The 26,107-nt window shown below is 34.9% G+C and carries 24 protein-coding genes; 8 read left to right on the forward strand and 16 right to left on the reverse strand.

Annotation, left to right across the window (positions count from 1 at the left end; genetic code table 11):
* Entirely contained in the window at window positions 1-1,644 is a 1,644-nt protein-coding gene (locus tag C8C84_RS00975; protein ID WP_121311746.1) for a hypothetical protein, read from the reverse strand.
* Between the two features lie 47 nt (window positions 1,645-1,691).
* Window positions 1,692-1,880 carry a hypothetical protein gene (locus C8C84_RS17000; protein WP_147406796.1) on the reverse strand — a complete coding sequence of 63 codons (189 nt, stop codon included), beginning with the start codon at window positions 1,878-1,880 and terminating at the stop codon, window positions 1,692-1,694.
* Between the two features lie 337 nt (window positions 1,881-2,217).
* On the opposite strand from C8C84_RS17000, the gene C8C84_RS00980 reads away from it, so the two are divergent.
* Window positions 2,218-3,060 carry a hypothetical protein gene (locus tag C8C84_RS00980; protein WP_121311747.1) on the forward strand — a complete coding sequence of 281 codons (843 nt, stop codon included), beginning with the start codon at window positions 2,218-2,220 and terminating at the stop codon, window positions 3,058-3,060.
* Window positions 3,061-3,581: 521 nt separating this feature from the next.
* Here C8C84_RS00980 and C8C84_RS17005 read toward each other — a convergent pair.
* Window positions 3,582-3,833, reverse strand: a complete 252-nt coding sequence (locus C8C84_RS17005; RefSeq protein ID WP_147406797.1) for a hypothetical protein — start codon at window positions 3,831-3,833, stop codon at window positions 3,582-3,584.
* Window positions 3,834-4,346: 513 nt separating this feature from the next.
* On the opposite strand from C8C84_RS17005, the gene C8C84_RS00990 reads away from it, so the two are divergent.
* On the forward strand, window positions 4,347-4,589 hold the full coding sequence (locus C8C84_RS00990) for a hypothetical protein (protein ID WP_147406798.1): 243 nt from the start codon (window positions 4,347-4,349) through the stop codon (window positions 4,587-4,589).
* A gap of 61 nt (window positions 4,590-4,650) precedes the next feature.
* Here the strand turns inward: C8C84_RS00990 and C8C84_RS00995 are convergent, their stop codons facing one another.
* The 3 genes from C8C84_RS00995 to C8C84_RS01000 form a co-directional block, all read right to left on the reverse strand.
* Window positions 4,651-5,346 (reverse strand): IS1 family transposase, encoded by a 696-nt coding sequence (locus C8C84_RS00995; protein WP_121311750.1) that lies wholly within the window; start codon window positions 5,344-5,346, stop codon window positions 4,651-4,653.
* A 278-nt stretch (window positions 5,347-5,624) separates the two neighbouring features.
* Window positions 5,625-5,771 (reverse strand): hypothetical protein, encoded by a 147-nt coding sequence (locus C8C84_RS17095; RefSeq protein ID WP_199717076.1) that lies wholly within the window; start codon window positions 5,769-5,771, stop codon window positions 5,625-5,627.
* Complete coding sequence (locus tag C8C84_RS01000; protein ID WP_121311751.1) at window positions 5,758-6,342, reverse strand: zeta toxin family protein; 585 nt, start codon at window positions 6,340-6,342, stop codon at window positions 5,758-5,760. Before C8C84_RS01000 ends, C8C84_RS17095 begins: the two co-directional genes overlap by 14 nt.
* Window positions 6,343-6,665: 323 nt before the next feature.
* On the opposite strand from C8C84_RS01000, the gene C8C84_RS01005 reads away from it, so the two are divergent.
* Window positions 6,666-7,112, forward strand: coding sequence for a KTSC domain-containing protein (locus tag C8C84_RS01005; protein ID WP_121311752.1), 447 nt, complete (start codon window positions 6,666-6,668; stop codon window positions 7,110-7,112).
* Window positions 7,113-7,180: 68 nt separating this feature from the next.
* Here C8C84_RS01005 and C8C84_RS01010 read toward each other — a convergent pair whose 3' ends face one another.
* Complete coding sequence (locus C8C84_RS01010; protein ID WP_121311753.1) at window positions 7,181-8,035, reverse strand: Two component regulator three Y domain protein; 855 nt, start codon at window positions 8,033-8,035, stop codon at window positions 7,181-7,183.
* 216 nt (window positions 8,036-8,251) lie between these two features.
* Here C8C84_RS01010 and C8C84_RS01015 point away from each other — a divergent pair, with 216 nt between their 5' ends.
* Entirely contained in the window at window positions 8,252-8,740 is a 489-nt protein-coding gene (locus C8C84_RS01015; protein WP_121311754.1) for a DUF1761 domain-containing protein, read from the forward strand.
* A gap of 56 nt (window positions 8,741-8,796) precedes the next feature.
* The gene (locus tag C8C84_RS01020) at window positions 8,797-9,942 is read left to right on the forward strand and encodes a peptidogalycan biosysnthesis protein (protein ID WP_121311755.1); all 1,146 of its coding nucleotides are present in this window, start codon (window positions 8,797-8,799) and stop codon (window positions 9,940-9,942) included.
* 5 nt (window positions 9,943-9,947) lie between these two features.
* Here the strand turns inward: C8C84_RS01020 and C8C84_RS01025 are convergent, their stop codons facing one another.
* Complete coding sequence (locus C8C84_RS01025; RefSeq protein WP_121311756.1) at window positions 9,948-10,817, reverse strand: diacylglycerol kinase family protein; 870 nt, start codon at window positions 10,815-10,817, stop codon at window positions 9,948-9,950.
* A 65-nt stretch (window positions 10,818-10,882) separates the two neighbouring features.
* Between C8C84_RS01025 and C8C84_RS01030 the strand changes: the two genes are divergently transcribed.
* Window positions 10,883-11,851, forward strand: coding sequence for an App1 family protein (locus C8C84_RS01030; protein ID WP_121311757.1), 969 nt, complete (start codon window positions 10,883-10,885; stop codon window positions 11,849-11,851).
* Window positions 11,852-12,051: 200 nt separating this feature from the next.
* On the opposite strand, the gene C8C84_RS01035 is transcribed toward C8C84_RS01030, so the two are convergent.
* Window positions 12,052-13,962: an ABC-F family ATP-binding cassette domain-containing protein gene (locus C8C84_RS01035; protein WP_121311758.1), complete on the reverse strand. Its 1,911-nt coding sequence runs from the start codon at window positions 13,960-13,962 to the stop codon at window positions 12,052-12,054.
* 101 nt (window positions 13,963-14,063) lie between these two features.
* Between C8C84_RS01035 and C8C84_RS01040 the strand changes: the two genes are divergently transcribed.
* Window positions 14,064-14,447, forward strand: coding sequence for a DUF983 domain-containing protein (locus tag C8C84_RS01040; RefSeq protein ID WP_121311759.1), 384 nt, complete (start codon window positions 14,064-14,066; stop codon window positions 14,445-14,447).
* Between the two features lie 117 nt (window positions 14,448-14,564).
* Here the strand turns inward: C8C84_RS01040 and C8C84_RS01045 are convergent, their stop codons facing one another.
* The 7 genes from C8C84_RS01045 to topA all read right to left on the reverse strand — a co-directional run bounded on the left by C8C84_RS01045 (window position 14,565) and on the right by topA (window position 24,284).
* Window positions 14,565-15,611 carry an FAD-binding oxidoreductase gene (locus C8C84_RS01045; RefSeq protein ID WP_121311760.1) on the reverse strand — a complete coding sequence of 349 codons (1,047 nt, stop codon included), beginning with the start codon at window positions 15,609-15,611 and terminating at the stop codon, window positions 14,565-14,567.
* A 67-nt stretch (window positions 15,612-15,678) separates the two neighbouring features.
* Window positions 15,679-16,593, reverse strand: coding sequence for a gliding motility protein GldN (gene gldN, locus C8C84_RS01050; RefSeq protein WP_121311761.1), 915 nt, complete (start codon window positions 16,591-16,593; stop codon window positions 15,679-15,681).
* A gap of 48 nt (window positions 16,594-16,641) precedes the next feature.
* Window positions 16,642-18,186, reverse strand: coding sequence for a gliding motility protein GldM (gldM, locus tag C8C84_RS01055; RefSeq protein ID WP_121311762.1), 1,545 nt, complete (start codon window positions 18,184-18,186; stop codon window positions 16,642-16,644).
* A gap of 51 nt (window positions 18,187-18,237) precedes the next feature.
* A complete protein-coding gene (gldL, locus tag C8C84_RS01060) occupies window positions 18,238-18,870 on the reverse strand; it encodes a gliding motility protein GldL (protein WP_121311763.1) in 633 nt (210 codons plus the stop codon).
* Window positions 18,871-18,923: 53 nt separating this feature from the next.
* A complete protein-coding gene (gene gldK / locus C8C84_RS01065) occupies window positions 18,924-20,342 on the reverse strand; it encodes a gliding motility lipoprotein GldK (RefSeq protein WP_121311764.1) in 1,419 nt (472 codons plus the stop codon).
* Window positions 20,343-20,612: 270 nt separating this feature from the next.
* On the reverse strand, window positions 20,613-21,764 hold the full coding sequence (locus C8C84_RS01070) for a formimidoylglutamase (protein ID WP_121311765.1): 1,152 nt from the start codon (window positions 21,762-21,764) through the stop codon (window positions 20,613-20,615).
* A gap of 3 nt (window positions 21,765-21,767) precedes the next feature.
* A complete protein-coding gene (gene topA, locus C8C84_RS01075; protein ID WP_121311766.1) occupies window positions 21,768-24,284 on the reverse strand; it encodes a type I DNA topoisomerase in 2,517 nt (838 codons plus the stop codon).
* A 367-nt stretch (window positions 24,285-24,651) separates the two neighbouring features.
* On the opposite strand from topA, the gene miaB reads away from it, so the two are divergent.
* On the forward strand, window positions 24,652-26,100 hold the full coding sequence (gene miaB, locus C8C84_RS01080; RefSeq protein ID WP_121311767.1) for a tRNA (N6-isopentenyl adenosine(37)-C2)-methylthiotransferase MiaB: 1,449 nt from the start codon (window positions 24,652-24,654) through the stop codon (window positions 26,098-26,100).
* Window positions 26,101-26,107: the final 7 nt, after the last annotated feature.

Below are 26,107 nucleotides of genomic sequence, written 5' to 3' on the forward strand. Positions count from 1 at the left end.
TTATTTGGGTATGGCAATAGTTACTCTGAATCCTTTTGTAGTCTCCGGTTCAAAAATAATCGTTCCCTTAATGTCATGAATACGGTTTTCCACATTTTGAAGTCCTTTTTTTGAAATGGATAAATGTTCTGTTCCCAGACCGTTATCAGAATACTTGATTTCAATCATTTTCTCTGATGAAGTAAAGCCAATAACAACCAAGGAACTTTGGCTGTGCTTTTTCATATTGACCATCAGTTCCTGCAATACTCTATAAAGTGTAATCTTGGATTCTTTTTTTATCGAAGTCCAATCAACGTTTTGGAAATTATTGACAATAACATTCACCTTTTCACTATTAAAGCTGTTGAGCAAATCCAATAGGGCAGTGTTGTATTTTTCGTCAGTCGGGATTTCGCTGTTCTGTCTTGATATATTGCGTGTTCGTGTATAAATATTGTCCAGACTTTCCAATAAAAATTCTCTTTTATCGGAATCCTGCAAATTCTGAGTTTCGGCATACGTCATGGTTTGGAAAACATCGTTAGCCAATTCGTCATGTATTTTCTTGGCAAGACGTGTTTCTGTTTCATAGGAAATAAACTTTAATCGGTTTTTGTTTCGGGAACGGATTAAAAAATATAAAAGTGTACTCAGTATAATTGCTGAAATAAAAAGGATAAAATAGAGTTGCTTTTGTCCTTTTTGAATCTCAACATCTTTCAATGCTGTTGTTGCATCATACTTAATTTTAGCAAACTGGTTTTTAGCCAATGTTCTTGCTAAATTTAAACTGTCATTTAATTTAATGTAATCAATGGCATAATTATTAGCCTTAGCAAAATCGCTGCTTTCAGCCAACCATCGTAATGCCTGAAGTTTGTCATCGGGACTATTCCTTTTTTTTGCCGCAAGAAGAGCATCTGCCGCATATTTTTTAGATTTTGACTTATCGTTTTGAAAGTATTCTGACAAATGAATGTTTGAAGCCATTAAGCCGTTATAATCCTGTAAACTATCCCGTAATTGTAATGCTTTCATAAGATTATCGTTGGCATCGGGAGAATTTAGTTTGAATTGTGCATATCCGAGGTTATCCAAAACACGTGCTATTTCATTTTTTTTATTTTGAAGGAAAGGATCTTTCAATTGCGGTTTCAACACTTCAAGGGCTTTATGATATTGCTTTCTTTCCAGATAATTCAGCCCGATGTTATTTTTTGTAATGGCTTTTGCGGTTTCGTCCTTAAAGGTAGCAAAGGCTTTCTCATAATAAGGAAGAGCATCAGCATACTTTTTCTGCTTATCATAAATAATGGCCAAAAGTTGGTAAAAATACGGTTGGTATGTTGCGCCGGAATAATTCGCCAAACCTTCTGTTATGGTTTCCTCTGCACCACTAAAATCACCTATATATTGTTGAACAGTTGCCATCTGAAGCAAAACATACCCATATTCATCACCGGTTTTGTCTCGGCTGGCTTCTTTTGCCTGATTGTAATAAAGATAGGCACTATCCAATTGTGCTCTAGCGTAAAAAGCTTCTGCCTCATCCTTTGCTGTATAATACTTTTCGGTGTTCCTTACAGGTGAATCTATACAGGAACCTGTAAATGCGAGTAGTAATAAAAACAAAATCGGGAAATGTACCTTTTCACGTATCATTTCCCGAAGTTATTAAATAATTTTAAGTTGCAATGCAAATCTTTAAATTACATCGTTTTACCACCTCCCATTGCCGGTGGCGGTGGTGGTGGCGGTGGTGGTGTTGGAATACCATGTTGACCTCCGGTATCATCGGCTGTTTGGTTTTGAGTTGGTACCTGCATTTCATCAGCAGTACAAGATGTCATCGCGATTGACGACAAGATAAAAAACGAAAATAAAAGTATTTTTTTCATGATTTTGACATTTTAAAATTGGACATAGTTGTGGCTATTCGGGTACTGCCCGAAGCCCTTGCAAAGGCTAAAACCGATGCGGATTTTTAAGTATTTGAAATACCTTTTTGGGAAGTGAAGTGCGCTGTTACAGAACCGTTTGATTATACTTCCCGAATAAAAATTCAGTCCTGCTAAGCGTCACTTTTTAAGAAGTAGTTTTGTACATTTGTTCTTATCGCGAAATAGAACAAGAACTAATTCTGAAGCAAAGGAATGTGGTTTTTGTATGAGTGTTTATAGGGAATTCCGGTATTTCCGATGTTTCCTGACTTTTCCTAAAAAATCCTGAACCAATATGAAACAAGATGACTTTGAAGCTTATAAAAAGGCTATAAAACAGCATTATGAGAAAGAAAAAAAAGGCAATTACTCGAGTTTTTTATTGCAACCGAGTAGAGCCAATTTGAGAAAGTTATGTGTAGAACGTTTGAAAGAGAATGCAGCTTATGATGACCCAAACACTTTTAAAATATTCATGGGATTTGAATTCAAACCTGAAAACATGAATAAGCTTAAAAATGAAACAGATCGTTTCAGAGCTATTGAGAATTTTTTAAAAGGAAGTACAGACAGTAATGATCTTGAAACCATAAATCTGACTGCAATTTTAGTTGATTTTTCACCAAGACCTTTTTTGAAGTTTGTAAGATCCAATAACGGCGAAAAAAATGCCACAACAGATATTGTAGTAGAAAAGGATGAAGCTAAGACAGGAATAACTTCGGCTTTACCTCTGGGAAAAGAGCCAAGAAAAAAAAAGAAACTGATTTTAGGTCTACTTGGTTTTACAGCTCTTTTTTCTATAGGTTATACTGCAAAAGATTTGGTGCTGCCTGAAAAGGAATGTATGCAATGGCAAGACGATCATTATGTGGAGTTAGCATGTGAAAGTCAGATATTGGGAATAAGAAAGTTTAATGAGCCAATACCCTATAATGAAATTGAATTTAACCGCAGAAAGTTAAAGGTCTGTGATACCACAACTTTTTTTAAAAATGGAAAAGCTATTATCTGGTACAGCAAAGAAAATAATGTAGTTGCGTTTTACAATATGGACGGTATTGATCCTATTAATGGAAAAGAACTAAAACGGATAACCCAACATATGATTCATAATCATGTTGACCCTTGTAGATGAGAACTGAAGAAGTATATAACATTGTCATCCATCTTCATGAAAATGAATCAAAATAACTTCATACTTAACTCAAAAGAAGTTATGCAAGAAAGACATTAAAAAAATAATCATGAATGTATTAATTTATAAATTTTATTAAAATCTCTTTCTTAAACTTATATCAGTCTTGTAATAATATAACCGTAAATCACTTTGCGGCATTAATTCAACGCACTTACATCAATAAAACCATCCTTTTACAACCTACTCAACGCTAACAACGTTCTATCAACGTAAATTCCACGGTAGCGTTGAAACTTTTGCAACGGTAAATCAACGGTGACCGCAATAACCATTCAACGCTAAGTAAACGTTACCATAAAAGCCATGTAACGGTAAAACAACGCTATTGCAATGAGCGTTGCAAAATCCTCACGAATCCTCCGAAATGCTCACGAATGCGATGAAAAGCGATGAAATGCTCACGAAAGCGGTGGAATCCTATTTTTTATTTTTTGCTCTCTTCTACATTTGAATCAACTTTAATGAACTTGTTCAGCTCGAAGCAAACCTGAACAAATGAAGTTAAATACAATTAAATACAAGTAAACCCAAGCAAATCCAAGCAAACCGGAATTGATAAAATCGAATTTATAACATTTGTCAATCAAATGATTATAAATGAGAGCAGAAGAAGTATATAACATCGCCATCCATCTTCCCGAAAAGGAATTGGAGCGACTGTATACTTTACTCGAAAAGAGGGTTTGCAAGAAACCAACTAAATCTTGCAAGACCACTAAAAAAAAATTGATAACAGATCAAGAAGCTAGATTGTATATATTGAAAACTGTTTTCAAAATTGATATTTCAGTCTTGCAATAATAAAATGTGAATATAACCGCAGCATTCTTACAACGTTAAATAAGTACAATTGCAATCAATAAATCATTTTATTTAGATCCACTTCAACGCTAACAACGCACCTTCAACGTAAACTTAACGGTACTGTTGCATTCTCATGCAATGTTAATTCAACGAATCGAGCAACGCTATATCAACGACCAGTTGAAAACGGTACAACGCTAATGCAACGCTCGTTATATTAGCATTGCAAAAGCTTCGAAATCCTCCTAAATCCTCCGAAAAGCTATGAAATGTGTCGGAATGCGGTGAAAAGCGATGAAATCCTATTTCTTATATTTTCCACTGTTCTACATTTGACTTAAGTTTTAAAATGCAAACAAATCCCATCAAACGAAGTTAAATGGCACAAAACACAATCAAACGCCATCAAACCCAATCAAATGGAAATTGACAAAATACATTTTATACCATTTGTTGGTCAAAAAATTATAATGAGAGCAGAAGAAGTATATAACATCGCCATCCATCTTCCTGAAAAAGAATTGGAACGATTATATACTTTACTCGAAAAGAGAGTTTGCAAGAGACCAATTAAGTCTTGCAAGACCATTAGAAAGAAATTGATCACCGATGAGGAAGCTAGGAAATATATATTAAAAACTGTTTTTAAGATTGGTGTTTAGGTTTTGCAAAAGTATAATGGTTAATTGCAAGTATGAAAACCAATAAATCTCATTTTGATAATCAACTCCAAAAGTAAATTTTCAAAATACAGAGTAGAATACTAAAACTTCGTGAGAAGCAAATTGTCTTTCTGTTCAACCTTTTTAAGTGTGTTCTTAAAGAGAGATTATTTCTTTCAATGCGGTTAGTTCCAAATCTTTTTACCTTGTGAATCTTTGAATCAATAATTGATTTATATTGTCTTAAGCCATCCGTATAAATCGCTTTAGGTCTTGATAGCAAAAGTAAATCAATGACATTTTTCAATGTGCGTTTGGTTCTTTTTCCTATTGAAAAACTGACAACTCTTTTTGTTTTTCGTTCTAGCGCATAAACAATCCAAACCAAATTATCCTTTCTCGTTATAAAACTTCTCATTTCATCTACTTCATATGTTTTATCACTTGTAATTATTGGGTTTGAAATTCGCCTTGCAATGGCAACAATTCGTTTCAAAAGTGTTGTTGTTGATATTTGCAATATTCTTGCTGTGCTTCTAATTCCTAATCCTTCTTTTATGAATTTAATAATAGTCTCATCTTTAACTTGATAAGAATTATAACAATAAAAATCAATACTTCGTTTGCCACAGCTTTTGCAAACGTATTGCTGCTTTTGGTTTTTAGCAAAGCCATTTTTAATGATACTTTTTGATTTACAATTAGGACAAATTCCTGCATCACTAATTCTGAAACAAGAGGTGTCATTTTTAATCATTTTATTCGTTTTAAGACATTTTCAAATGTAAAAAGGAGTGCAATAGTGCACTCCTTTTCGGGATTAATTTTTGTATGTATTTTGATTTACAAATTGTTAAGCGATGGATAATGGTTCATCACTAACTTTGGAACATTACCGTTTCTCCAAAAGTTTAGTGATTCTTAAAGCAATTTTAAAAATTTATTTTTGGGGCTAATTTTTTTAACTGAAAGAATGCTATCTCTAAAAATAAAAAAGCTCCCAAATTGAGAGCTATTAATTTATATTAAAAAAAATCATGGTTTAATTCTAACAATTTTATCGTCTTTTAAAATAACTAAATCACTATTCATCTTCTTTTTGAATTCGATTAACTTTTCGTAAACCTTATCCATTCCCTCCAAAATTTTAATCTGAGTTGGTGTTCTTTTATAAGTTTTCATAGTAATATTTTTTTAGTTTATCGAATTTAACATTTTCAATAACATCTATTTCTGTTTCAAAGGTTTTCTCTGCTATTAGTACAGGCTTTCCCTCTGAGTTGTCAAAAATCATAGCCTCGTTAACTAATGGCAAATATATATCAAATAAATTTATTATACCATTTCGGTATCTTCGCTTTATCACCTCTGTTGGAATATTATGACCGCCTTCTTGAACTCTTGTTTTGACCCTTTCGATAGCCAATTCAACATTTTGCAACCAAAAGAAAAGAAGCGTAACAGTATAGCCTTGTTTTTGCGCCTTAATTACCTTTGACTTATAACTCTTTGTTGCCAAAGTTGTTTCAAAAGCAAAGTTTTGATTAAGCTCAAAAAGCTCATTGATTCTATGAAGCATTATTCTTCCTGCTTCAAATGAAACCTTCTCAGGTTGAAATGGAGACAACCCTTTTGCAATCTCATCTGCGTTGACAAACTCTTTGCAGTCTAATATTTCTGGTAAAATAGTAAAAGAAGCTGTGGTTTTTCCTGCTCCATTGCAGCCTGCAATTATGTATAGGTTTTTATTCATTACAACAAATATAAGCAAATTCAATTTTTATAAGTAATCCCGTTTTACAATTCGAAATAATACAAAAATAGAAATCAAAATAAAAATGCTATCTTTGCAACTGAAACAGGAATAATTTTATTAATCTGATTGCATACTAAATTGCATACGTTTTAATGAACTTACTCTTCGGATGAGCGGAAAATGGTTGTTTTTGAGGGGTTTTTGATTGTGAAATCAACTCATAACCCGAAGGTCACAGGTTCGAGTCCTGTTCCCGCTACGAAGAGAAGCCATTCTGAAAAGAGTGGCTTTCTTTTTTTATCAAAAGTATTCTTATGAACATGAAAAAAATTGTCGAGTACAGAGCGTTACTTGGTGTTACAAAGACAGCAACTCTTAAAGAGTTAAAGACCATTTACAGAAACAGCATGAAAGATTCACATCCGGATGCTATTACAGATGATGCTGAACGTCTGGCAGCAGAAGAAAAAAGTAAAGAAATCATTGCGGCTTATCATTTCTTGGTAAGTATAGCCCCTGAAACTTTGGAAAAAGACAAAGCTGAGTATACACGAATCACTACAAGCACTAACATTGCTGATTTTTATTATGAAAATAGTGTTTTGTATATTACTTTCTTAGACGGCAATTCTTTTGAATACTTTGGTGTTCTTAGACCTATTTACATTAAAATGGTAAACGCTGAATCACCAAGTCGTTTTGCCCGAAGACATATTTATAATGAATTCATTTACCGAAGCACTTCCAAACTAGTAGCTGCGGAATAAATCATAAAAAAAGGTCTCAAACAATAAGTTGAGACCTTTTTCTTCTTAATAAACCAACACAAAACATCTTATTCATCTGCAGCAAATGCTGAGTTTTTATCTATACTCACTTTTAAAGTAGTAGCAACACCTTGCTCATTGACCATCGTCATATTTAAAGTATCCAGTTTAGCTAAATTTCTTGAAACAAAACCGTTGAACATATTGTAAGAAATATTCATCTCTTTCAAGTTGTGTAGTTTTTCTAAATCGAAAGGTACTTGTCCGTCCATTTTGTTTTCAAATAAACTTAAGGTTTCTAAAGAAGAAAGGTTTGATACTTCTTTCTCTAATTTCCCAGTCAATTTATTACTGTTTAGTAACAACACTTTTAAAGATTTCAACTGGTAATAAGAAGTTGGAATCGCACCTTCGATTTCATTATTAAATAAAGAAAGCGTTTCAAGATTTGTTAAAGTTCCAATATTTACCGGCAAAACACCTGTCAGTCTGTTCATATGCATTTCGATTGATTTCAATTGAGAAGCATTACCTAATGTTTCCGGCAAAGCACCTGTTACTTTATTGAAAGCAACATTCAATTTAGTCAAACTTTTTAAATTACCTATAGATTCAGGTAAAACACCAGAAATATCATTTCTGAACAAATTTAAAACTTCTAGGGAAGTCAAATCACCTATTTCTGTTGGCAACTCTCCTACAAGGTTATTGTTCATTAATTTTATCCCTATAACTTTATCGTTTTTGATTTCAACACCGTACCAAGTTGTGGTTGGTGATTTTAAATCCCATTTGTTGGTCCATTGTGAACCTTTGGTCGCTTTGTATAATTTGATCAAAGCATTTTTTTCTGTTGAAGATATTTCGGCGAATACTGAGGTTGAAACCAAAAGCACAGCTAAACAAGTAAAAATAGATTTCATATCACTTAGATTTGAGGTTAATGACGACGTAAAACTATAAGAACTGTCGTTTAAAAACAAATATAATCGATGAAATGCACTTTATGTTTTAATTTTAATATACTTATCTTACAAATACTATTGAAATTTAACAATCCATCACAATTCCTTACAGAGGAAATGAGATTAAAAAATATTTTATACATTTGAAACACTAACCAATTAAAAACTAACATTATGCCATTTAATTTTTACGCAGTTTTTGTCTCAGCACTAGTTACACTTGTAGTTGGATTTGTATGGTACAACCCGAAAGTATTCGGAACCATTTGGATGAATGAAACCGGAATGACCGAAGAAAAAGCCAAACAATCGAACATGTTAAAAGTTTTCGGCTTGACTATTTTTTATTCCTTAATGTTGGCCTTTCTTATGCCGGCTTTGGTAGTTCATCAGCTTGGTGCACTAGGAATGATTGGCGGACCAGAATTTGTAACTACAGCAAAACCCTCTTACGCTGCTTTCTTAGCGGATTATGGTAATGAATTCAGAACTTTCAAACACGGTGCTTTACACGGCTTTATGTCGGGATTATTTTTAGCCTTGCCGATTACTGCCATAAACGGTTTATTCGAACAAAAATCATGGAAATACATTCTGGTAAATGCCGGTTATTGGATTGTATCGATGACGATTATGGGCGCTATCATCTGTGGCTGGAAATAGTTTAACATTTTATTATAAACCAATCGCTCTACATTTGTGGAGCGATTTTTTTTACTTTGGACACACATTCATTTAAGATTTACTCTTCTGCAACTCAACTCCCAGATTCCTGGGACAAGGTTGCTCACGAGAATATTTTTTTGCAAACCCATTATTTAAAAGTGCTTGAAGATTCTGCACCTACAAACATGCAGTGTTTTTACATTGGTATTTATGAAAAGTCAGTACTTATTGGCGTGGCGCTGGCACAATATCTCAATTTGAACCAACTGGAATCGTTTGGCGAAAGAGATCAGTGTTTCAAAACTTATGCTCGGAATTTTGTCTTTAAAAATTTTGCTTCTCACGTTTTATTCTTAGGTAACAACATGATTACCGGGCAAAACGGTTATGAGTTCACTAAAGAAATCGATTTTAAAGATATTGGCGATTTACTATTAGAATGTGCCAATGCCATCACGAAATACTTTAAAGAGCAAAAAATCAAAATACACATTGTTTCCTTTAAAGACTTCTACCAACATTGTGCAGACGAATTAAAAAAACACCAGTTTTCAAATATATACGAGTTCAACACGCAACCTAATATGATTTTTGAGCTGAAGAATAATTGGCAAACCAATGAAGATTATATTGCCGCCTTTTCCAAAAAATACCGAGATCAATACAAACGCTCCCATAAAAAAGCGGAAGGAATTACGATTAAAGAATTGTCATTGGAAGAAATAATTCAGAGCGAAAAACGCATCTACGAATTGTATCATCATGTTGCCAAAAATGCGCCCTTTAATACTTTTTTCTTGTCCAAAAATCATTTCTCCTCTTTTAAGAAACAATGTGGTGACCGATTTAAATTGGTAGGTTATTTTTTAAACGAAGAATTAATTGGATTTCACACACTGCTTTTGAATGGCAATGTGTTAGAAACTTATTTCTTAGGTTATGACAACCAAGTCCAAAAGGAAAAAATGCTGTATTTGAATATGCTGTACAACATGACCAAATTTGGTATTGAAAACCGATTTGAAAAAATTATCTTTGGAAGAACCGCATTAGAAATCAAGAGTTCTATTGGCGCCGAGCCTATTTTGATGTCGGGTTTTATTTATCACACTAATAAATGGGTGAATAAATTAATGCCTAAAATATTCCCACAATTAGAGCCTACTTTGGCTTGGCAACAGCGTCATCCTTTTAAATAAAGATTTTAAGGAATAGCCACTTTCATTTGAGAAGGTAAAATTCTAATGTCCAAATGGGTTTCTTCGCCTATATATTCGCCATCAATTTGAAAACTAACCGGAGAAGTTGTAGTAATAGTGGCTTTATCAGTAGAAATAATTTCAACATCTTCTAAATCAACGGGCATATTCCCCGTAATTATTTTTCCGAAAACCATTAAATCGAGATTTTTTAAAATGACAATCTCAAATTTCCCATCATTCATTATACCGTTTGGATTTATGGTAACTCCGGTTCCATATTTTTGAGAATTGGCTATTACAATCATTCTTGCCGTACATTCTATTGTTTGATGATTGGCTGTAATTTTGGCCGTAAAAGGCTCTTCCAGTTCCGTTAAAGTCGTAATTATTTGTAAAGCGTAACCTAACTTTCCGCGTGTTGAACCGTTTTCATAGTTTCTCACCAATTCGGCATTCAAACCCAAATCGCTTAAATGAATACTTTTTCTTCCGTTTATAGAAATCATGTCCATTTCCATAAAATGATTGTGAAATGCCACCGCAAGATTTTCTTCCATAGTCGCAGGCAAATTCAAATCTACTGCCAATCCATTGGCTGAACCGGCCGGAAGAATTCCGAAAATTACATCTTGTTTTTCTAAAGCTTCGCCAACCATTTTGATAGTTCCATCGCCACCTGCAATTAAAATACGTTCCGGTTTGTGCAAATTATAAAGTGTTTTTATGACTTCGCCATCATTTTCACCAGACGTTTCATAAACTATAATCTCAACCTGAAACTCTTCGGCGAAAGCCAAAGTTTTATTCAAAATCTCACTTTTATCTACATCTCCAGAAATTGGATTTATCACTAAAATATACTTCTTCTTCATGGCCCTAAAGGGTATTCTCTAAATAATTTGTAATTTGTCAATCGAAACTCAAATGTAGACAATTAATGAAGCCCATCCTGAAATTATATCGCGGATATGCCAATGACCAAGAATTAATTGTCATGGGTCATGTTTTTAAACCTACTTCTAAAGAAGATTACGATTTTCAAAAGAAGAATTTTAAAAATGCCACTTCAGTAATCAAAATGTTTCGGATTAAAACACAAGCCAATGCAGATGTTTATCTCGAGCATAACGGAGAAAAAATCCATACCAAAACATTGGACGATGGTTATTTTAAATTTTGCATTCCGCTTACCGAAAAATCAGATTTTGGTTGGATAAATTATAGTGTAAGTATTTTTTATAATAACGAAGAAATCCAAGAAACCGCCAGTTTTATAAAACCTCATAAAGGAGATTACGGATTTATATCAGACATTGACGATACTTTTTTGGTGTCGCATACCAGAAATCCGTTAAAAAAATTATACATTTTGTTGTTTAAAAATGTTTATGACCGAAAAGTTTTTGAAGATGTCGCTGAACATTATCATGCCTTAAGTAATGCAGGAAAAAAAGACAAGACCGAAAAAAATGCCTTTTTTTATGTCTCGAGTAGTGAATGGAATTTGTATCGATTTATTACCCAATTTGCCGAAATCAATCAATTACCCAAAGCGGTATTGTTACTAAAAGACATTAAAACCAGTTTAACTGATTTATTCATAACCGGACGCGGCGATCACAACCATAAGTTTGATAAAATCAAACACATTTTAGAATTTTATCCCAATTTGCAATACACGCTTTTGGGTGATGACTCGCAACACGACCCCTATTTATATGAAAATATCTGCAAAATTTTCCCGGTAAATGTCAAAGCGGTTTACATCAGACAAACCGGTAATTCTAAAAAAGAAAAAGCAGTATTGGCTTTAAAAAATTTAGAAAGCCTAAACGTAAAAGTGTGTTACTTCAAGAAAAGTTCAGAGGCCATTGCGCATTCTAAAAGCATAGGCTTGATTTCGTAGAAAAACTAAAATTTTTTGTCATTTCGACGAAGGAGAAATCACATAATGTTATTCACAACATCATTTCGTAATCTCTAACAACGACCTATTTATAACTTAAAATCATGGAGTAGCCTTGGTTTATGTGATTTCTCCCTTTGGTCGAAATGACAAAGCAGAACGTCAAGCCTGAAACCGCTACCAAATTCGCAATTCGTAATTTACAACGAATCAATTTCGCCTTGCACAATTTCCCAATCTTCGAGTAGCTTGTCTAATTCTGCTTTCTTTTTGTTGTAAGCCGTGAAGAAATTTGCGTTTTCGATGTGTTTGTCATAATTGGAAGCCAATTCTTTGTCATCATTTTGAATGTCGATTTCGAGTTGTTTGATTTGACTTTCTATTTTGCTTAGACGATTTTGCAACGATTTGCTTTTCTTTTGGTCATCATAAGACAAGCTTTTGTTTTCTTTATTCGAATTGTTATTCACCACTACGTCTTTTTTCTCAATTTCACGCATGTTGGCTGCGTTACGCTGTTCTAAGAAATAGTTGATATCACCTAAATATTCTTTGATTTTTTGGTCTTTGAATTCGTAAACCAAATTCGACATGCCTTGAAGAAAATCCCTGTCGTGCGAAACTAACAGCAATGTGCCCTCATATTTCTGCAATGCGGCTTTCAAAACATTCTTCGATTTGATGTCTAAGTGGTTCGTTGGCTCATCCATCAGCAACACGTTGATGGGTTGCAATAATAGTTTACACAACGCCAAACGGTTTCTTTCGCCTCCGGAAAGCACTTTAACTTTCTTTTCAACATCATCTCCACGGAATAAAAATGAACCCAACATATCACGCACTTTCGAACGATTGGTATCCGTTGCGGCATTGGTCATGGTTTCTAACAACGTAATTTCTCCGTCTAAATATTCGGCTTGATTTTGGGCAAAATAACCAACTTGCACATTATGTCCCATTTTTATCGAACCTTGGTACTTGAATTCGTTTACAATGGCTTTGATGAAAGTCGATTTTCCTTGACCATTTTGTCCAACGAAAGCAATTTTACTACCTCTTTCCACCAAAAGCGAAATGTCTTTTAAAATCACTTTATCGCCATAGGCTTTGGTTACATGTTCGGCTTCAATCACAACTCTTCCCGGTGTCATGGAAACCGGAAACGAAATATTCATTACTGAATTGTCATCTTCATCGACTTCAATACGTTCTACTTTATCTAATTTTTTAATCAACGATTGCGCCATCGAAGCTTTAGAAGCTTTGGCACGGAATTTTTCGATTAGTTTTTCGGTTTCTTCAATTTTCTTGGCTTGATTTTTTTGGGTAGCCAATTGCTTTTCCCTAATTTCTTCACGCAATACTAAATATTGAGAATACGGTTTGTTGAAATCGTAAGCTTTCCCAAGGGAAATCTCGATGGTTCTGTTAGTTACATTATCTAAAAACATTTTATCGTGCGAAACGATTACGACTACGCCCGGAAAATTTCTTAAAAAACCTTCTAACCAAATGATACTTTCGATATCCAAGTGATTCGTCGGCTCATCTAGTAGAAGAATGTCGTTAGATTGCAATAACAATTTGGCCAATTCGATACGCATGCGCCATCCGCCCGAAAAAGTATCAGTTTGATTTTCGAAATCTTCTCTTTTAAAACCTAAGCCTAAAAGGATTTTTTCGGTATCGCCTACATAATTGTAACCGCCAAGCAATTCAAAACGATGCGTGTAATCGGATAAATCTTCAATGATTTGGGCGTATTCCTCACTTTCATAATCGGTTCTGGTGACCAAAAGATGGTTGATTTTTTCCAACTTTTTCTCCACCACTTTTATGTCCACAAACGCTTCATAAGCTTCTTCTAATACAGTTCTTCCTTGTTCAAAATCGATATCCTGACGAAGAAAACCCATCTTTACTTCTTTCTCGGTAGCAATTTGGCCGCTATCAGGTTTGAAATCACCGGCTAAAATTTTGAGCATGGTCGATTTTCCGGCACCGTTTTTTCCCACTAATCCTACTCTATCACCTGAACCTAATCGAAAAGTTACCTCTTCAAAAAGATATGTACCACCAAACGAAACCGATAAATTGTGTATGTTTAACATAATGAATTGTTACAAAAGTTACAGGTTAAAAGATTTCTAAAAAGTACCTTTGTAAACCCGAAGCTAGAGTGTTTATACTAATAAAAATAAAATTTTTGCAAATGTTAAAAAAAGGATCCAAATTAAATAGCATTTTAACAGGAAGTTGTCCGAAATGTCAAGAAGAAAGCATGTATGTTGACCCAAATCCGTACAATCTGAAAAATATTTACAATATGCATGAGAATTGCAGCCATTGCGGATTGCATTATCAAATTGAACCTTCCTTTTTTTATGGTGCGATGTATGTAAGTTATGCGCTAACGGTTGCCATCGGCGTTGCCGCTTTTATCATTGCAAAAGTATTTATTGGTTTAGATTTAATTGCTTCATTTATTGCTATTATAGTAGCTTTAATTGCGTTGATGCCTATAACAGCAAGGCTGGCTCGAAATATTTACATCAATATTTTTGTGCATTTTGATAAGAATGCGGTTAAGAAGTAGGAGCGAATGGTTTGGGCATTTTTTGAGCAACCCTATTCCCGCTGTTCGTTATACTTCGTGCCACTGCCATCGGGGCTAATTAGGTTTTGTCTTGTGTGAAATCAATCATTCAAAACACTACTTTGCTAAACCATATCTTTTAATATCCGTAGTCTTATCCAAAGGCTTACTGTTCTCTATATAATCGTACAAATCTAAAGCCATAGCCGGTGCGAGCATTACACCGCGTGTTCCGAGTCCGTTTAGAATATGGATATTTTGATGCAAATGATGCGACCCTAAAAGCGGTCTTCTGTCTTTCACCGTTGGGCGAACTCCTGCAAAATGATCTATAATTTCGAAATCACAAGTCAGAATTTCTTTGATTCTGTCGATGAGTTCTTGTTTCCCTTCTGCTGTTGGCAAATCAGTTTTATCTTCCCAGTTGTAGGTTGCACCAACTTTAAAAAGATTATTATCCAAAGGCAAAATAAAGACACTGGTATTGACAATGACATCCAAATCCAAATCGGGCGCTTTAATGATGAATAATTCACCTTTTGTTCCATCGAGTGGCAAATGTTTAAAAAATGGGTTAGCATGCATTCCAAAGCCTTCAGCAAATACAATGTGTTTGGCTTTTAGATTTTGATACACTAAATAATCTTCAAAGAAATTCAAATCACTGTGAACAAAAGCTTCTTCCACAAATGAAGCCAGACTTTTCAAATAAGTATGATAAAGATTTAACAATGCTTCTGTATCAACATAACCTGTATGCAAAACTTGACCATAGCCAAAAGGAGAATCGATAGCAGTATACTTTTTGTGAACTATTTCAGTTGAGAGAAATGGCGCTAAATTGGGTTTATCCGAAGCGGCGAACCAATTATTTTGCTCTTCAACTGAAAAAAACTTTCTGTAAATGGGTATTTTAAAATCGACTTGTGTATTTAGTTTAGTTTCTATTTTTTTATAAAACACTTCGGCTAAATTGAGTTGTTCATTAGCGTTCCAAACCTGACTGAATCTTTTAAGAATTACAGGATTGTATAAGCCGCCGGCTATTTTAGAAGAGTTTTGAGAATGGTTGTCAAAAACCACGAAAGATTTATTGTTTTGCAAAAGGGTTTCTGCAAAAGCAATTCCGGCCAAACCTGAACCAACTATTATATAATCAAGCATAATGTTAAACTAAAAAAAACTCTCACCGTAAAGATGAGAGTTTTTATATTGTAATTAGAAATTTTTCTTAGTAATTCCACATATCAGACTCGAAACTACGAATCTTTTCTTTGATACGTTCCGATTCAAGAAGTTGCATTTGAGAGTTCTCTTTCATGTATTGTTGAATTTCTCTGTCACCGTATACATTTTCTTCTTTATAAATCACCCCATTAAATCTACGGGAATTCAATAAGTGGTCAAAGGTAATAGGCATGGCTGAATTCTTATCATTGAAAGCTTTAGCATCATGCAATATGTCTCTTACAGCAGGGAAATAAACCCAGAATAAATCAATAACATCTGCATTGTCATTTCCGGCATCTCTTGCCTCCGGAGTTACCGGACAAAGTGCCAATAATCTGTATTTCAATTCACCTTGACGTTTGTCAAAATACCAATATCCTTTTATCTTGTAGCCAGAAATATAACTGGCATCCAATTCTTTTTTATTGATAAACTGTGGATCTAATACTTTAGCACCTGATTTGTATTCGTCATAATAATTATTAATCTCGTCTTTTCCAGCTTCAATCGTGTCAACATAAGTAAATGAAGACTCCATATCTTTGAAAGTTTTCTTTGTATTGAAATAGTCATCTACATAAACTTCTGTTATTTTTCCGTTCTTGATATTTTTAACAAGTACATCAAATAAAGACCTTCTCTCTTTACCCACAAACGCAGTATCGATAGGATAATACAAAGGAAAATTAATTCTTTCATCCACATCCACAAACTCCCAAATGGTTTTACCCATCAATACGTCTCTGTCGTGAACATAACCATAAGGCAATGGTTTGTCATTGTCAGAAATTAACTGAGCAGGCGTTTTCTTTCCAATCTCATCCGGAGTTTTGGAATTCAACAAGTTTGACTGAGCAAAAGTTGAAGCGCCAATTGCTACTGCAAAAACTACTGATAAAAGATTTTTAATTTTCATAATATTATAATATAAGTTATTTAAGTAGGTTTCTATCAACTTAAATTATTATTGAATTTCGTAAATAACTGGTGCAGCTGTTTTAATCTCTATTCTTGCGTCATTTCCAACAATTTTCGACTTGATATCAAAAATAGAAATTTGATCACCTTTTGTTGCTCTCGCCAAAGCAGCTTTACATTGAGCATTAACTCTGTTTCCACTAACAATAACAGCAGCTTGACCTGGCACTTTAAAACTGAAACGAGTAACTTCAAAATTCAAATCATACAAGAAATCTTGCAATACTGCGCTAATTTGAGAAACTTCTAAACGTGATTTGGCACCTTTGATAATTCCAACCTGACCAGCAATTGCACCGGCAGGAGCAGGAATATTCTTGATTCTGAATACTTTTTTATCCGAAGCAGAAGAACCATCAGGCATTTTTGCTGTTACAGAAACTGTTACTTCAGTACCAGAACCAGGGTTTAGATTATACTTCCCATTCCCACCTGCTTTTGTTAAACCGGCAGCAGAAGCAGAAACATTACTATCTGGTATACCTGCAAATGAAATTGTCATTGGATTTGGTAATCCTCTGTATACTACATTCATTTTATCAGCTGATATATTTGCAGTTTTTGGACGAGGCACTACCACATATTTTCCTTCGAATTTTAATGGCAAAGGTTTTCCGTCTTCCATAAATGAGAACGTACCGTTGATCGTCTTTTCTCCAACACCACCTGCAGTCATCGAGATAACAGCTTGTCCGTTTTCGATTTTACCAGGACCATCGAAATCTGTTGGCACAGTATTAGCATCATATTTCCCTAAAACAACTTTACCTTTTACCGTTTCTCCTTCAAAATAAACATTTTTTTCTAAAATCACCATTGCTTGGAAATTTTTTAACGAAGCTGCTTTTGTTACTGTATTACCAATTATCGCATTGTAAATATCAAGCTCAGTAGCTTTTACATCATTTTGCATACTTGTCAATTTAGCAATTGAAGCAATCGCTGGAAAACCTTCAAAGTGATAAGACAGATATTTTTTCGAAACACCTTCTTTGTCTTTTACGTTATCTAAATTAAATTTCGTTTTGATGTTTTCAATTACCGGTTGATATTTAACATCTTTTCCTAAAGCGGCAATTACGTCTTTTTTGTATTTTTCAATTTTTGCAATGATTTCATCACCCTTTTTTGAATATCTATCTCCTTCAAACCAATTTTCGTCTATGTAAGAACCTTTATCCATTGCTTCGTAAGGTAATTTACCGTTTTCTTCTCTTTCGAAATCCTTAGAAACATCGGTTTTTATTGTACCTAAATAAGTGTACAATTCTTTAGAAATAGCCTCCACTTTTTTAGCGGCCTGAAAAGGCTCGCCATAACGTTTTGGCTCATCACTTGCTTTCAGTTCCAAAGATTCTAATAAACTGTTGTTATAATCTTCAGAAAATTTATTTACGCCTTCAAATTTTTCGTTCATCAATCCAAAAGCAGTCAATACTTCTTTGGACATGTTTAATGCCAACATCGCGATGAAAACCAAATACATTAGGTTAATCATCTTCTGTCTAGGGGTTAGTTTTCCTCCTGCCATTTTTTCTAATTAGTTATTGTTTTGTTAATAAAAATATAGTTCAAAAACTAATTATCCTTTGTTACTCATAGCAGATAACATACCACCGTATACATTGTTCAATGTAGACAAGTTAGATGTTAAAGATTGCATTTGATCTTTTAATTTAAGGTTGTTTTCAGCAACTTCGTCGTTGATTTTTGCGTTTCTTTCAGCACTTTGTAATTGTACTAAGTACAAACCATTCAAAGTTTCTAATTGAGTTGCTGCTTTAGTCATTTCTTCAGCATATTTTTTAGTTGAAGCAACAGAATCAACAGTTGGAGAAATTGCTTTTGCAGCTCCTTCGAAATTTTTGATACTGTTTCCTAAGCTTTCCATTAATTGACCATCAATTTTTGCTTCTTTCAACATGTTATCCAATTTTTGAGACAATAAACCTTGAGCATCCTTTGGATCTTCTTTTTTCCCTCTTTCTTTTGCTTCTCCTCCTGCTAATTCAGGATATACCAATGACCAATCTAATTCATTATCTACCGGATCAAAAGCCGATAAACCGAAGATTAATGCCTCAACTGAAAGTCCAATAATAAGCATTTCACTTGCTCCGGTCCAGTGTTGTATTTTGAATAGTGCTCCGATGATTACAACCGCCGCTCCCATCCCGTAAGCGAAATTCATTGCTTTTTTGCTTAATAATGCCATAATAATAAAAATTTTAGTTAGTTAAGTTAAATATAATTAAGTTGGTTTTGAAATTACTTTCTAGGTGCTTTTCCGTTTTTGGTCACTTGAGTTCCCATATAATCTTGTACTGTTCTGAAGCCGATATAACTTCTGGCTGTGTCAGCATATTCGAAATCCCTGGTTCCATTCTCAAGGAAGTAATCAACATCTTTCCAAGATCCACCGCGAACCACTTTTCGCATGTTTTTGTTATCTTGTACTGTTGGATTCATGGAAGAAACATACTCATAGGCTGCTGCATCATAAGATGAGTCTGTCCATTCTGCAACGTTTCCTGCCATGTTATATAAATTGTAACCGTTTGGCTCGTATGATTTTGCTTCTACTGTATATAACGCCTGGTCAGCTGCATAATCTCCTCTGTTTGGTTTAAAGTTAGCCAAGAAACAACCTCTGTCATTTTTAGCATAAGGACCACCCCAAGGAAAAGTAGCAGATTCTAAACCACCTCTAGCTGCATATTCCCATTCTGCTTCAGTAGGCAATCTGAAAGAATTGATCAAATCTGTCCTATTCTTTTTCTTTTTAGATTTGATATAAGAGTTTTTGTTTAGTGTTCTCCAAGCACAAAATGCTTTTGCTTGTTTCCAAGACACACCGACTACAGGATATTCTCCATAGGCTTGGTGCCAGAAATAATCATTGTGCATTGGCTCATTATAAGAATACTCAAAATCTTTAATCCAAACCGTTGTATCAGGATAAACTTCTTGTTGTTCTGTTCTAATAAACGAACTTCTTTTCCCTACTTTAGCTTTTGCTGCCGCTTGAATATCCATCCAAGAATATCTGAACTTTAATTTTTTAACATCAACAGTCCTTAAACCGTTGAAAGACTCTGCTACCGGCAAATACATAGTATCCATAACCTCTGAGTAATACTCATCAGGATATTTACTAGTATCTTTTATCAATTTAACTTTTCTGTTTAATCTTCTTCCCGCATAAGGATCATCGTCAGTCCCAACACTGTAATAATTCTCATACATATACTTGTCGTAAGGCGTCATTTTCGCAGGATCAGCGTCATTGAAAGCAAAATCACCAATACTTCCGGCAGTTTTACCCTTTCCTTTTCCACCTGATCCCGAAGTTTGCCCTACCTCATCTGCGAGTATAGCCAAACGAACCCTAATTGTAGAGTCTTTTACCCATTCCACAAACTGACGGTATTCGCTATTTGTGATTTCTGTTTCGTCCATATAAAATGCTCTAACAGTTACCGTTTTAGTTGGGGCGTCTTGTACATTGGCTAAATCGTCATCGGATTTACCCATAATGTATGCTCCACCCGGAATCAAAGTCATACCAAACGGCTTCTCAGGATGCCATTTCTTTCCTTTAACTCCTACTAACTCACCTTTGTCGCTTGATCGTCCACAGCTCGTTAATAAAGCTAAAACTGATGCGAATACAATGACCTTCTTCATATAAATTGGGGTTATTTGAATGTTTTATTTTTAAGGGCGTAAACCTATTTATTATTTTTCAAAAAAGCAATTAAATAATACTAAATTTTATTATGCTTGCCTCCTATGTATAATTTGACTTTTCAAAAATAGAATTTTAAAAGTTATTAAAAAAACTTTTTATCGATAAAAAGCACTTTTTATCTGTTAAAATACCTTTTTTATGTTTTTTTGTAAGTTATAAACTATATTTTTGTACACTTTTATTTTGTAATCTATTTTGTTTTTCTACTAAATACTGTTTTTTCTTTGTGCTTTCCACCATCTTTCAGGTATTTCATGATTGCAAGCAGCTAAATACTCATCATGCGAACAAGGTAATAACGAGTTTTTTTTCAGTTTATTGTGTTGCCCTGCAAAAAAGTTTATTTCAATCCACCAACGATCTGTTTTATTGCTTTTATAAAAAACCAATTCTTCGTTCTCCAAAGGAACGATGTACTTCAGATAATTTTCTTTGGTTCCAAAAGGATATTCATTAGAGCGATAATTTACACCTTCTATAAAATACCAAATCATCTGAGCAATCAGCACAGATTCCTCTTTACTATTATTGTGGTTAAACAGTCCGAAAGAACTAACCTTATCGCTTATACCGGCATATCTTGACAGACTACAAATTTCTTTTCCGTCAAATCCATTTGGAGTAAAGTTAATTAAATTTCCTGAATCTGAGGACTTTACAGAATTTAAATCTACACAAACAATATCGGCATCTCTAAAAACCGGTTCAGATAGAGCTATGTTATTTGAAATTTCTCCTAATCTGTAAGCATCGAAATATAATTTTTCAATCAAATCAATTTCTTCCTGTGAATTGTAATAGGTTTGATAGCCAATATTACTGAAGTTAAAAAGGTTATTTGGCTCATCCAATATTATCTTTGACAAATAAGAATTGGAAGTGATTCCTTCTTCCTGTTTACCAATATCAAACTTACTGTCTATAGAAACCAAATTGACCATCTGCTCTAAACTGTCGTAAGCTCTGTACAAAGGATAAGTCAGGTCTTGAGTTCCACCAATAATGATGGGAATTACACCTTTTCGGATTAATTTGGCACAAACTTTCTGTAAAGCAAAAAAAGTGTCTTCCAATGAATTTCCGGGAAGTATATCCCCTAAATCAGCTATAGAACTCTGCCAATTCCCCGGAAACAAGCTGTACAATTCTTTCCGAATAGCATTCAGCTTAACCTCTTCAAAAGCTTTTAAATCACCGCGGTTTTCTAAAACACCAATAACAGCAATCTTTACTTTATCAGTATCCGGAAAATCTTTCTCAGTATGAAATGCGACTTTACTTCCCAAGTGTTGAGAAGACAATCCGTTTATAAATTGTAGCATCTCTTGATTGATCGGCGACAGAAAATCGAATTCCATAATTTATTTCTTTTTAGCAGGCGTTTTTTTAGCAGTGGCTTTTTTGGTAGCAGGTTTTTTAACAGCAGTTTTCTTTTCAGGCGTTTTCTTGGCAATCATTTCTTGGACTTGTTCCAAAGTCAATTTCGTAGCATCAACATCTTTATTCAATTCGATTTTGATTTTGCCTTTGGTAATGACTGATTTTCCCCAACGGGCTTTCTCAACCAAAATGCCTTCCGCTGTCCAATTGTGGATTACTTTGTCGATGTCTTTTTGCAGTTTCTCTTCAATCAATTCTGCTACATCAGATTGTGATAAATTATCGAAGTTGTATTTTTTATTGACATTAATGAACATTCCGTTCCATTTTAAGAATGGCCCAAAACGACCAACGCCTTTTTGAACATCCATATCTTTATAAACCGCAATAGGGGCATCGGCTTTTGCTTTTTCATCAATCAATTCCTGTGCACGAACCATCGTTACATCCAATGGATCTTCGCCTCTTGGCAAGGAAATGAATTGTTTTCCGAAACGAACATACGGTCCGAAACGACCATTGCTCACTTCCACTTCTTCACCTTTGTATTCACCAAGATTTTTTGGCAACAAAAATAAATTCAACGCTTCTTCTAAAGTAATGTTTCCGATATTCTGCTCCTGACGCAAACTTGCAAACTGTTTTTCTTCATCTTCGGCATCGCCAATTTGAGCCATAGGACCAAATTTTCCTAAACGAACCGAAACCGGTTTGCCTGATTTTGGGTCGATTCCTAATATTCTTTCACCGCTTTCACGATCTGCGTTTTTCTCGACTTCAACAACATTCGGATGGAATTTATTGTAAAAATCCTGCATCATTGTCGCCCAATCGATATTTCCTTCCGCAATTTCGTCAAAATCTTGTTCTACTTTCGCAGTAAAATTATAATCCAAAATAGCAGCAAAGTTTTTAACCAAGAAATCATTAACGATGGTTCCGATATCTGTGGGTACCAATTTCCCTTTATCGGAACCGGTATTTTCTTTTAAAATCTTTTCGTCCACTTTACTGTCTTTCAAAGTAAGCTGAACATATTTTCTTTCTACGCCTTCCAAGTTTCCTTTTTCAACATAGTTTCTATTGATAATAGTAGAAATCGTTGGTGCATAAGTCGATGGACGACCGATTCCCAATTCTTCCAATTTCTTTACTAATGAAGCTTCTGTATATCTAGAGGCTGCACGCGTGTATCTTTCTGTTGCAGTGATATTATTGTTGGTCAACTTCTCATTAACTTTCAACGCAGGCAACATCCCTTCTTGCTCTTCTTCATCGTCGTCACTTCCTTCTAAGTATACTTTCAAGAAACCTTCAAACTTGATTACTTCTCCTGTGGCCTGAAAAACTTCAGAATGATTATTAGCTTCAATCTTAACGTTGGTTCTTTCCAATTCGGCATCGCTCATTTGCGAAGCCAAAGTTCTTTTCCAAATCAATTCGTATAAACGGGCTTGGTCTCTTTCTACATTCACTGTGTGACGTGACATATCGGTTGGGCGAATCGCCTCGTGAGCTTCCTGAGCACCTTTTGATTTGGTGTTGAAATTTCTTGGCTTACTGAATTCAGCACCGTAGTAACTGGTAATTTCGGCTTGTGCTGCGGCTTGCGCTTCTTGAGACAAGTTCACACTATCCGTTCTCATATAGGTAATCAATCCGGCTTCATATAAACGTTGCGCGATTTGCATGGTGATTCCAACGGGTAAATATAATTTACGAGCCGCTTCCTGTTGCAAAGTGGAAGTTGTAAACGGTGCAGCCGGTGTTTTCTTAGTAGGTTTGGTTTCTAAATCGGCTACTTTATAAGTGGAACCGATATTTTTTTGCAAAAAATCTTCTGCTTCTTTTTTGGTGGCGAAGTTTTTTGGCAATTTGGCTTTCACCACTTTTCCGGCTTCGTTGGTAAATTCTGCTGTAACAGAATAAGAAGCGACTGCTTTGAACTCTTGTATTTCTCTTTCGCGTTCTACAATTAATCTAACCGATACCGATTGTACACGTCCGGCAGACAAACCGCCTTTTACTTTTTTCCAAAGCACGGGAGAAAGTTCGTAACCAACTAATCGGTCTAAAACTCTACGAGCTTGTTGGGCATTGACTAAATTGTAATCGATGCCGCGTGGATTTTCAATCGCTTTTTGAATCGCGGTTTTGGTAATTTCGTGGAAAACAATTCTCTTGGTTTTGTTTTTGTCTAATTTTAATTCTTCCGCCAAGTGCCAAGAAATGGCTTCTCCTTCGCGGTCCTCATCGGAAGCTAACCACACCATTTCGGCGTTTTTGGCTAATCCTTTTAATTTGGTGACCAAAGCTTTTTTATCTGCGGAGACTTCATATTTGGGTTTAAAACCATTCAAAACATCTACTCCAATTTCTTTTGATGGCAAGTCGGCAATGTGCCCATAACTCGACTCTACCTGATAATCACTTCCCAGAAATTTTTCGATTGTTTTTGCCTTTGCCGGCGACTCCACGATAACTAAATTCTTTGCCATATTCGGTTTGTTTCTGCGGACAAAAGTAAACGTTTTTTTTAAAATACCGATTTAGTGTAGTTTTTTAACGATGATTGACTTAAAAAAATTTAATTTATACCTTAATATATAATATATATTTTGGATGTTATTTTGAATCCTAAATTCCCAACACAAAAGACGCCAACTCTTTAGCCCCGATTGCAGTGGAAATCAACTTTATCAAAGTTTTAAACTTTGACAAAGTTATTGTAACGGAAAGCGGGAACAAGGATTCTAAGTGCGCTCAAGTTATTCGCTCCAAAACTTTTGTTAAACCACCTCTGCCATCTTGTCATATTTTATAATTTAGTATTATCTTTGCTGTCCCGAAAGCGAAACATTAGATATGGAAAAGGAAATTGACGAGAAAAAACAAGGCACTAGTATGGTGCTGGAATACAAAGAAGGCAATACTAAAAAACTATTTATAGAAAGCTATGGCTGTGCGATGAATTTTTCGGACAGTGAAATTGTAGCGTCTATTTTGACCGAGCAAGGTTATAATACGACTCAGAATTTAGAGGAAGCCGACTTGGTTTTGGTGAACACTTGTTCTATCCGAGACAAAGCAGAGCAAACCGTACGAAAGCGTTTGGAGAAATACAATGCGGTAAAACGCAGTATCAATCCGGGGATGAAAGTGGGTGTTTTGGGCTGTATGGCGGAACGCTTGAAAGACCAATTTTTGGTACAAGAAAAAATCGTTGACATGGTTGTTGGTCCTGATGCTTACAAGGACTTACCGAATCTGTTGAAAGAAGTAGATGAAGGTCGCGATGCGATTAATGTTATCCTTTCCAAAGATGAAACTTATGGCGATATTTCACCGGTTCGTTTGAACAGCAACGGTGTAAATGCGTTTGTTTCGATTACGCGTGGTTGCGACAATATGTGTACGTTTTGTGTAGTTCCTTTTACCCGCGGACGTGAACGCAGTCGTGAGCCGCAAAGTATTATGGAAGAAATTCAGGATTTGTGGAACAGAGGTTTCAAAGAAGTTTGTCTTTTAGGTCAAAATGTCGACAGTTACCTTTGGTATGGCGGCGGTTTGAAGAAAGATTTTGACAAAGCCACTGAAATGCAAAAAGCCACAGCGACAGATTTTGCGCAGTTGTTAGAACAATGTGCGATTGCTTTCCCGAAAATGCGTTTCCGTTTTTCGACTTCAAACCCGCAAGATATGCATGAAGAGGTATTGCATGTGATTGCCAAATATGACAACGTTTGCAACTATATTCACTTACCGGTTCAAAGCGGAAGTACCCGAATATTGAAAGAAATGAACCGCCAACACACTCGTGAAGAATACATGGAATTGGTGGATAAAATCAAAAGAATAATTCCGAACTGTTCGATTTCTCAGGACATGATTTCAGGTTTCCCAACGGAGACTGAAGAAGATCACCAAGACACTTTGACTTTGATGGAATATGTAGAGTATGATTTCGGTTATATGTTTGCGTATTCAGAAAGACCTGGAACTTTGGCTGCTAGAAAAATGGAAGATGATGTTCCGGAAGAAGTTAAGAAAAGACGTTTACAAGACATTGTAGACTTACAACAAATATTAAGCGAGAAAAGAACCAAACGTTTCTTAGGTCAAACGGTGGAAATTTTGATTGAAAAAGAATCTAAAAAATCAGACAAACACTGGAGCGGCAGAAACTCTGAAAATATGGTGACTGTTTTCCCGAAAGGCGATTACAAAGTAGGTGATTTCGTAATGGTTAAAATAAGTGATTGTACTACCGCAACTTTGATTGGAGAAGCAGTTGGCTATTCTGACATGAATTAACAATTAA

This window comes from Flavobacterium sp. 102 (assembly GCF_003634615.1).
GTDB lineage: Bacteria > Bacteroidota > Bacteroidia > Flavobacteriales > Flavobacteriaceae > Flavobacterium.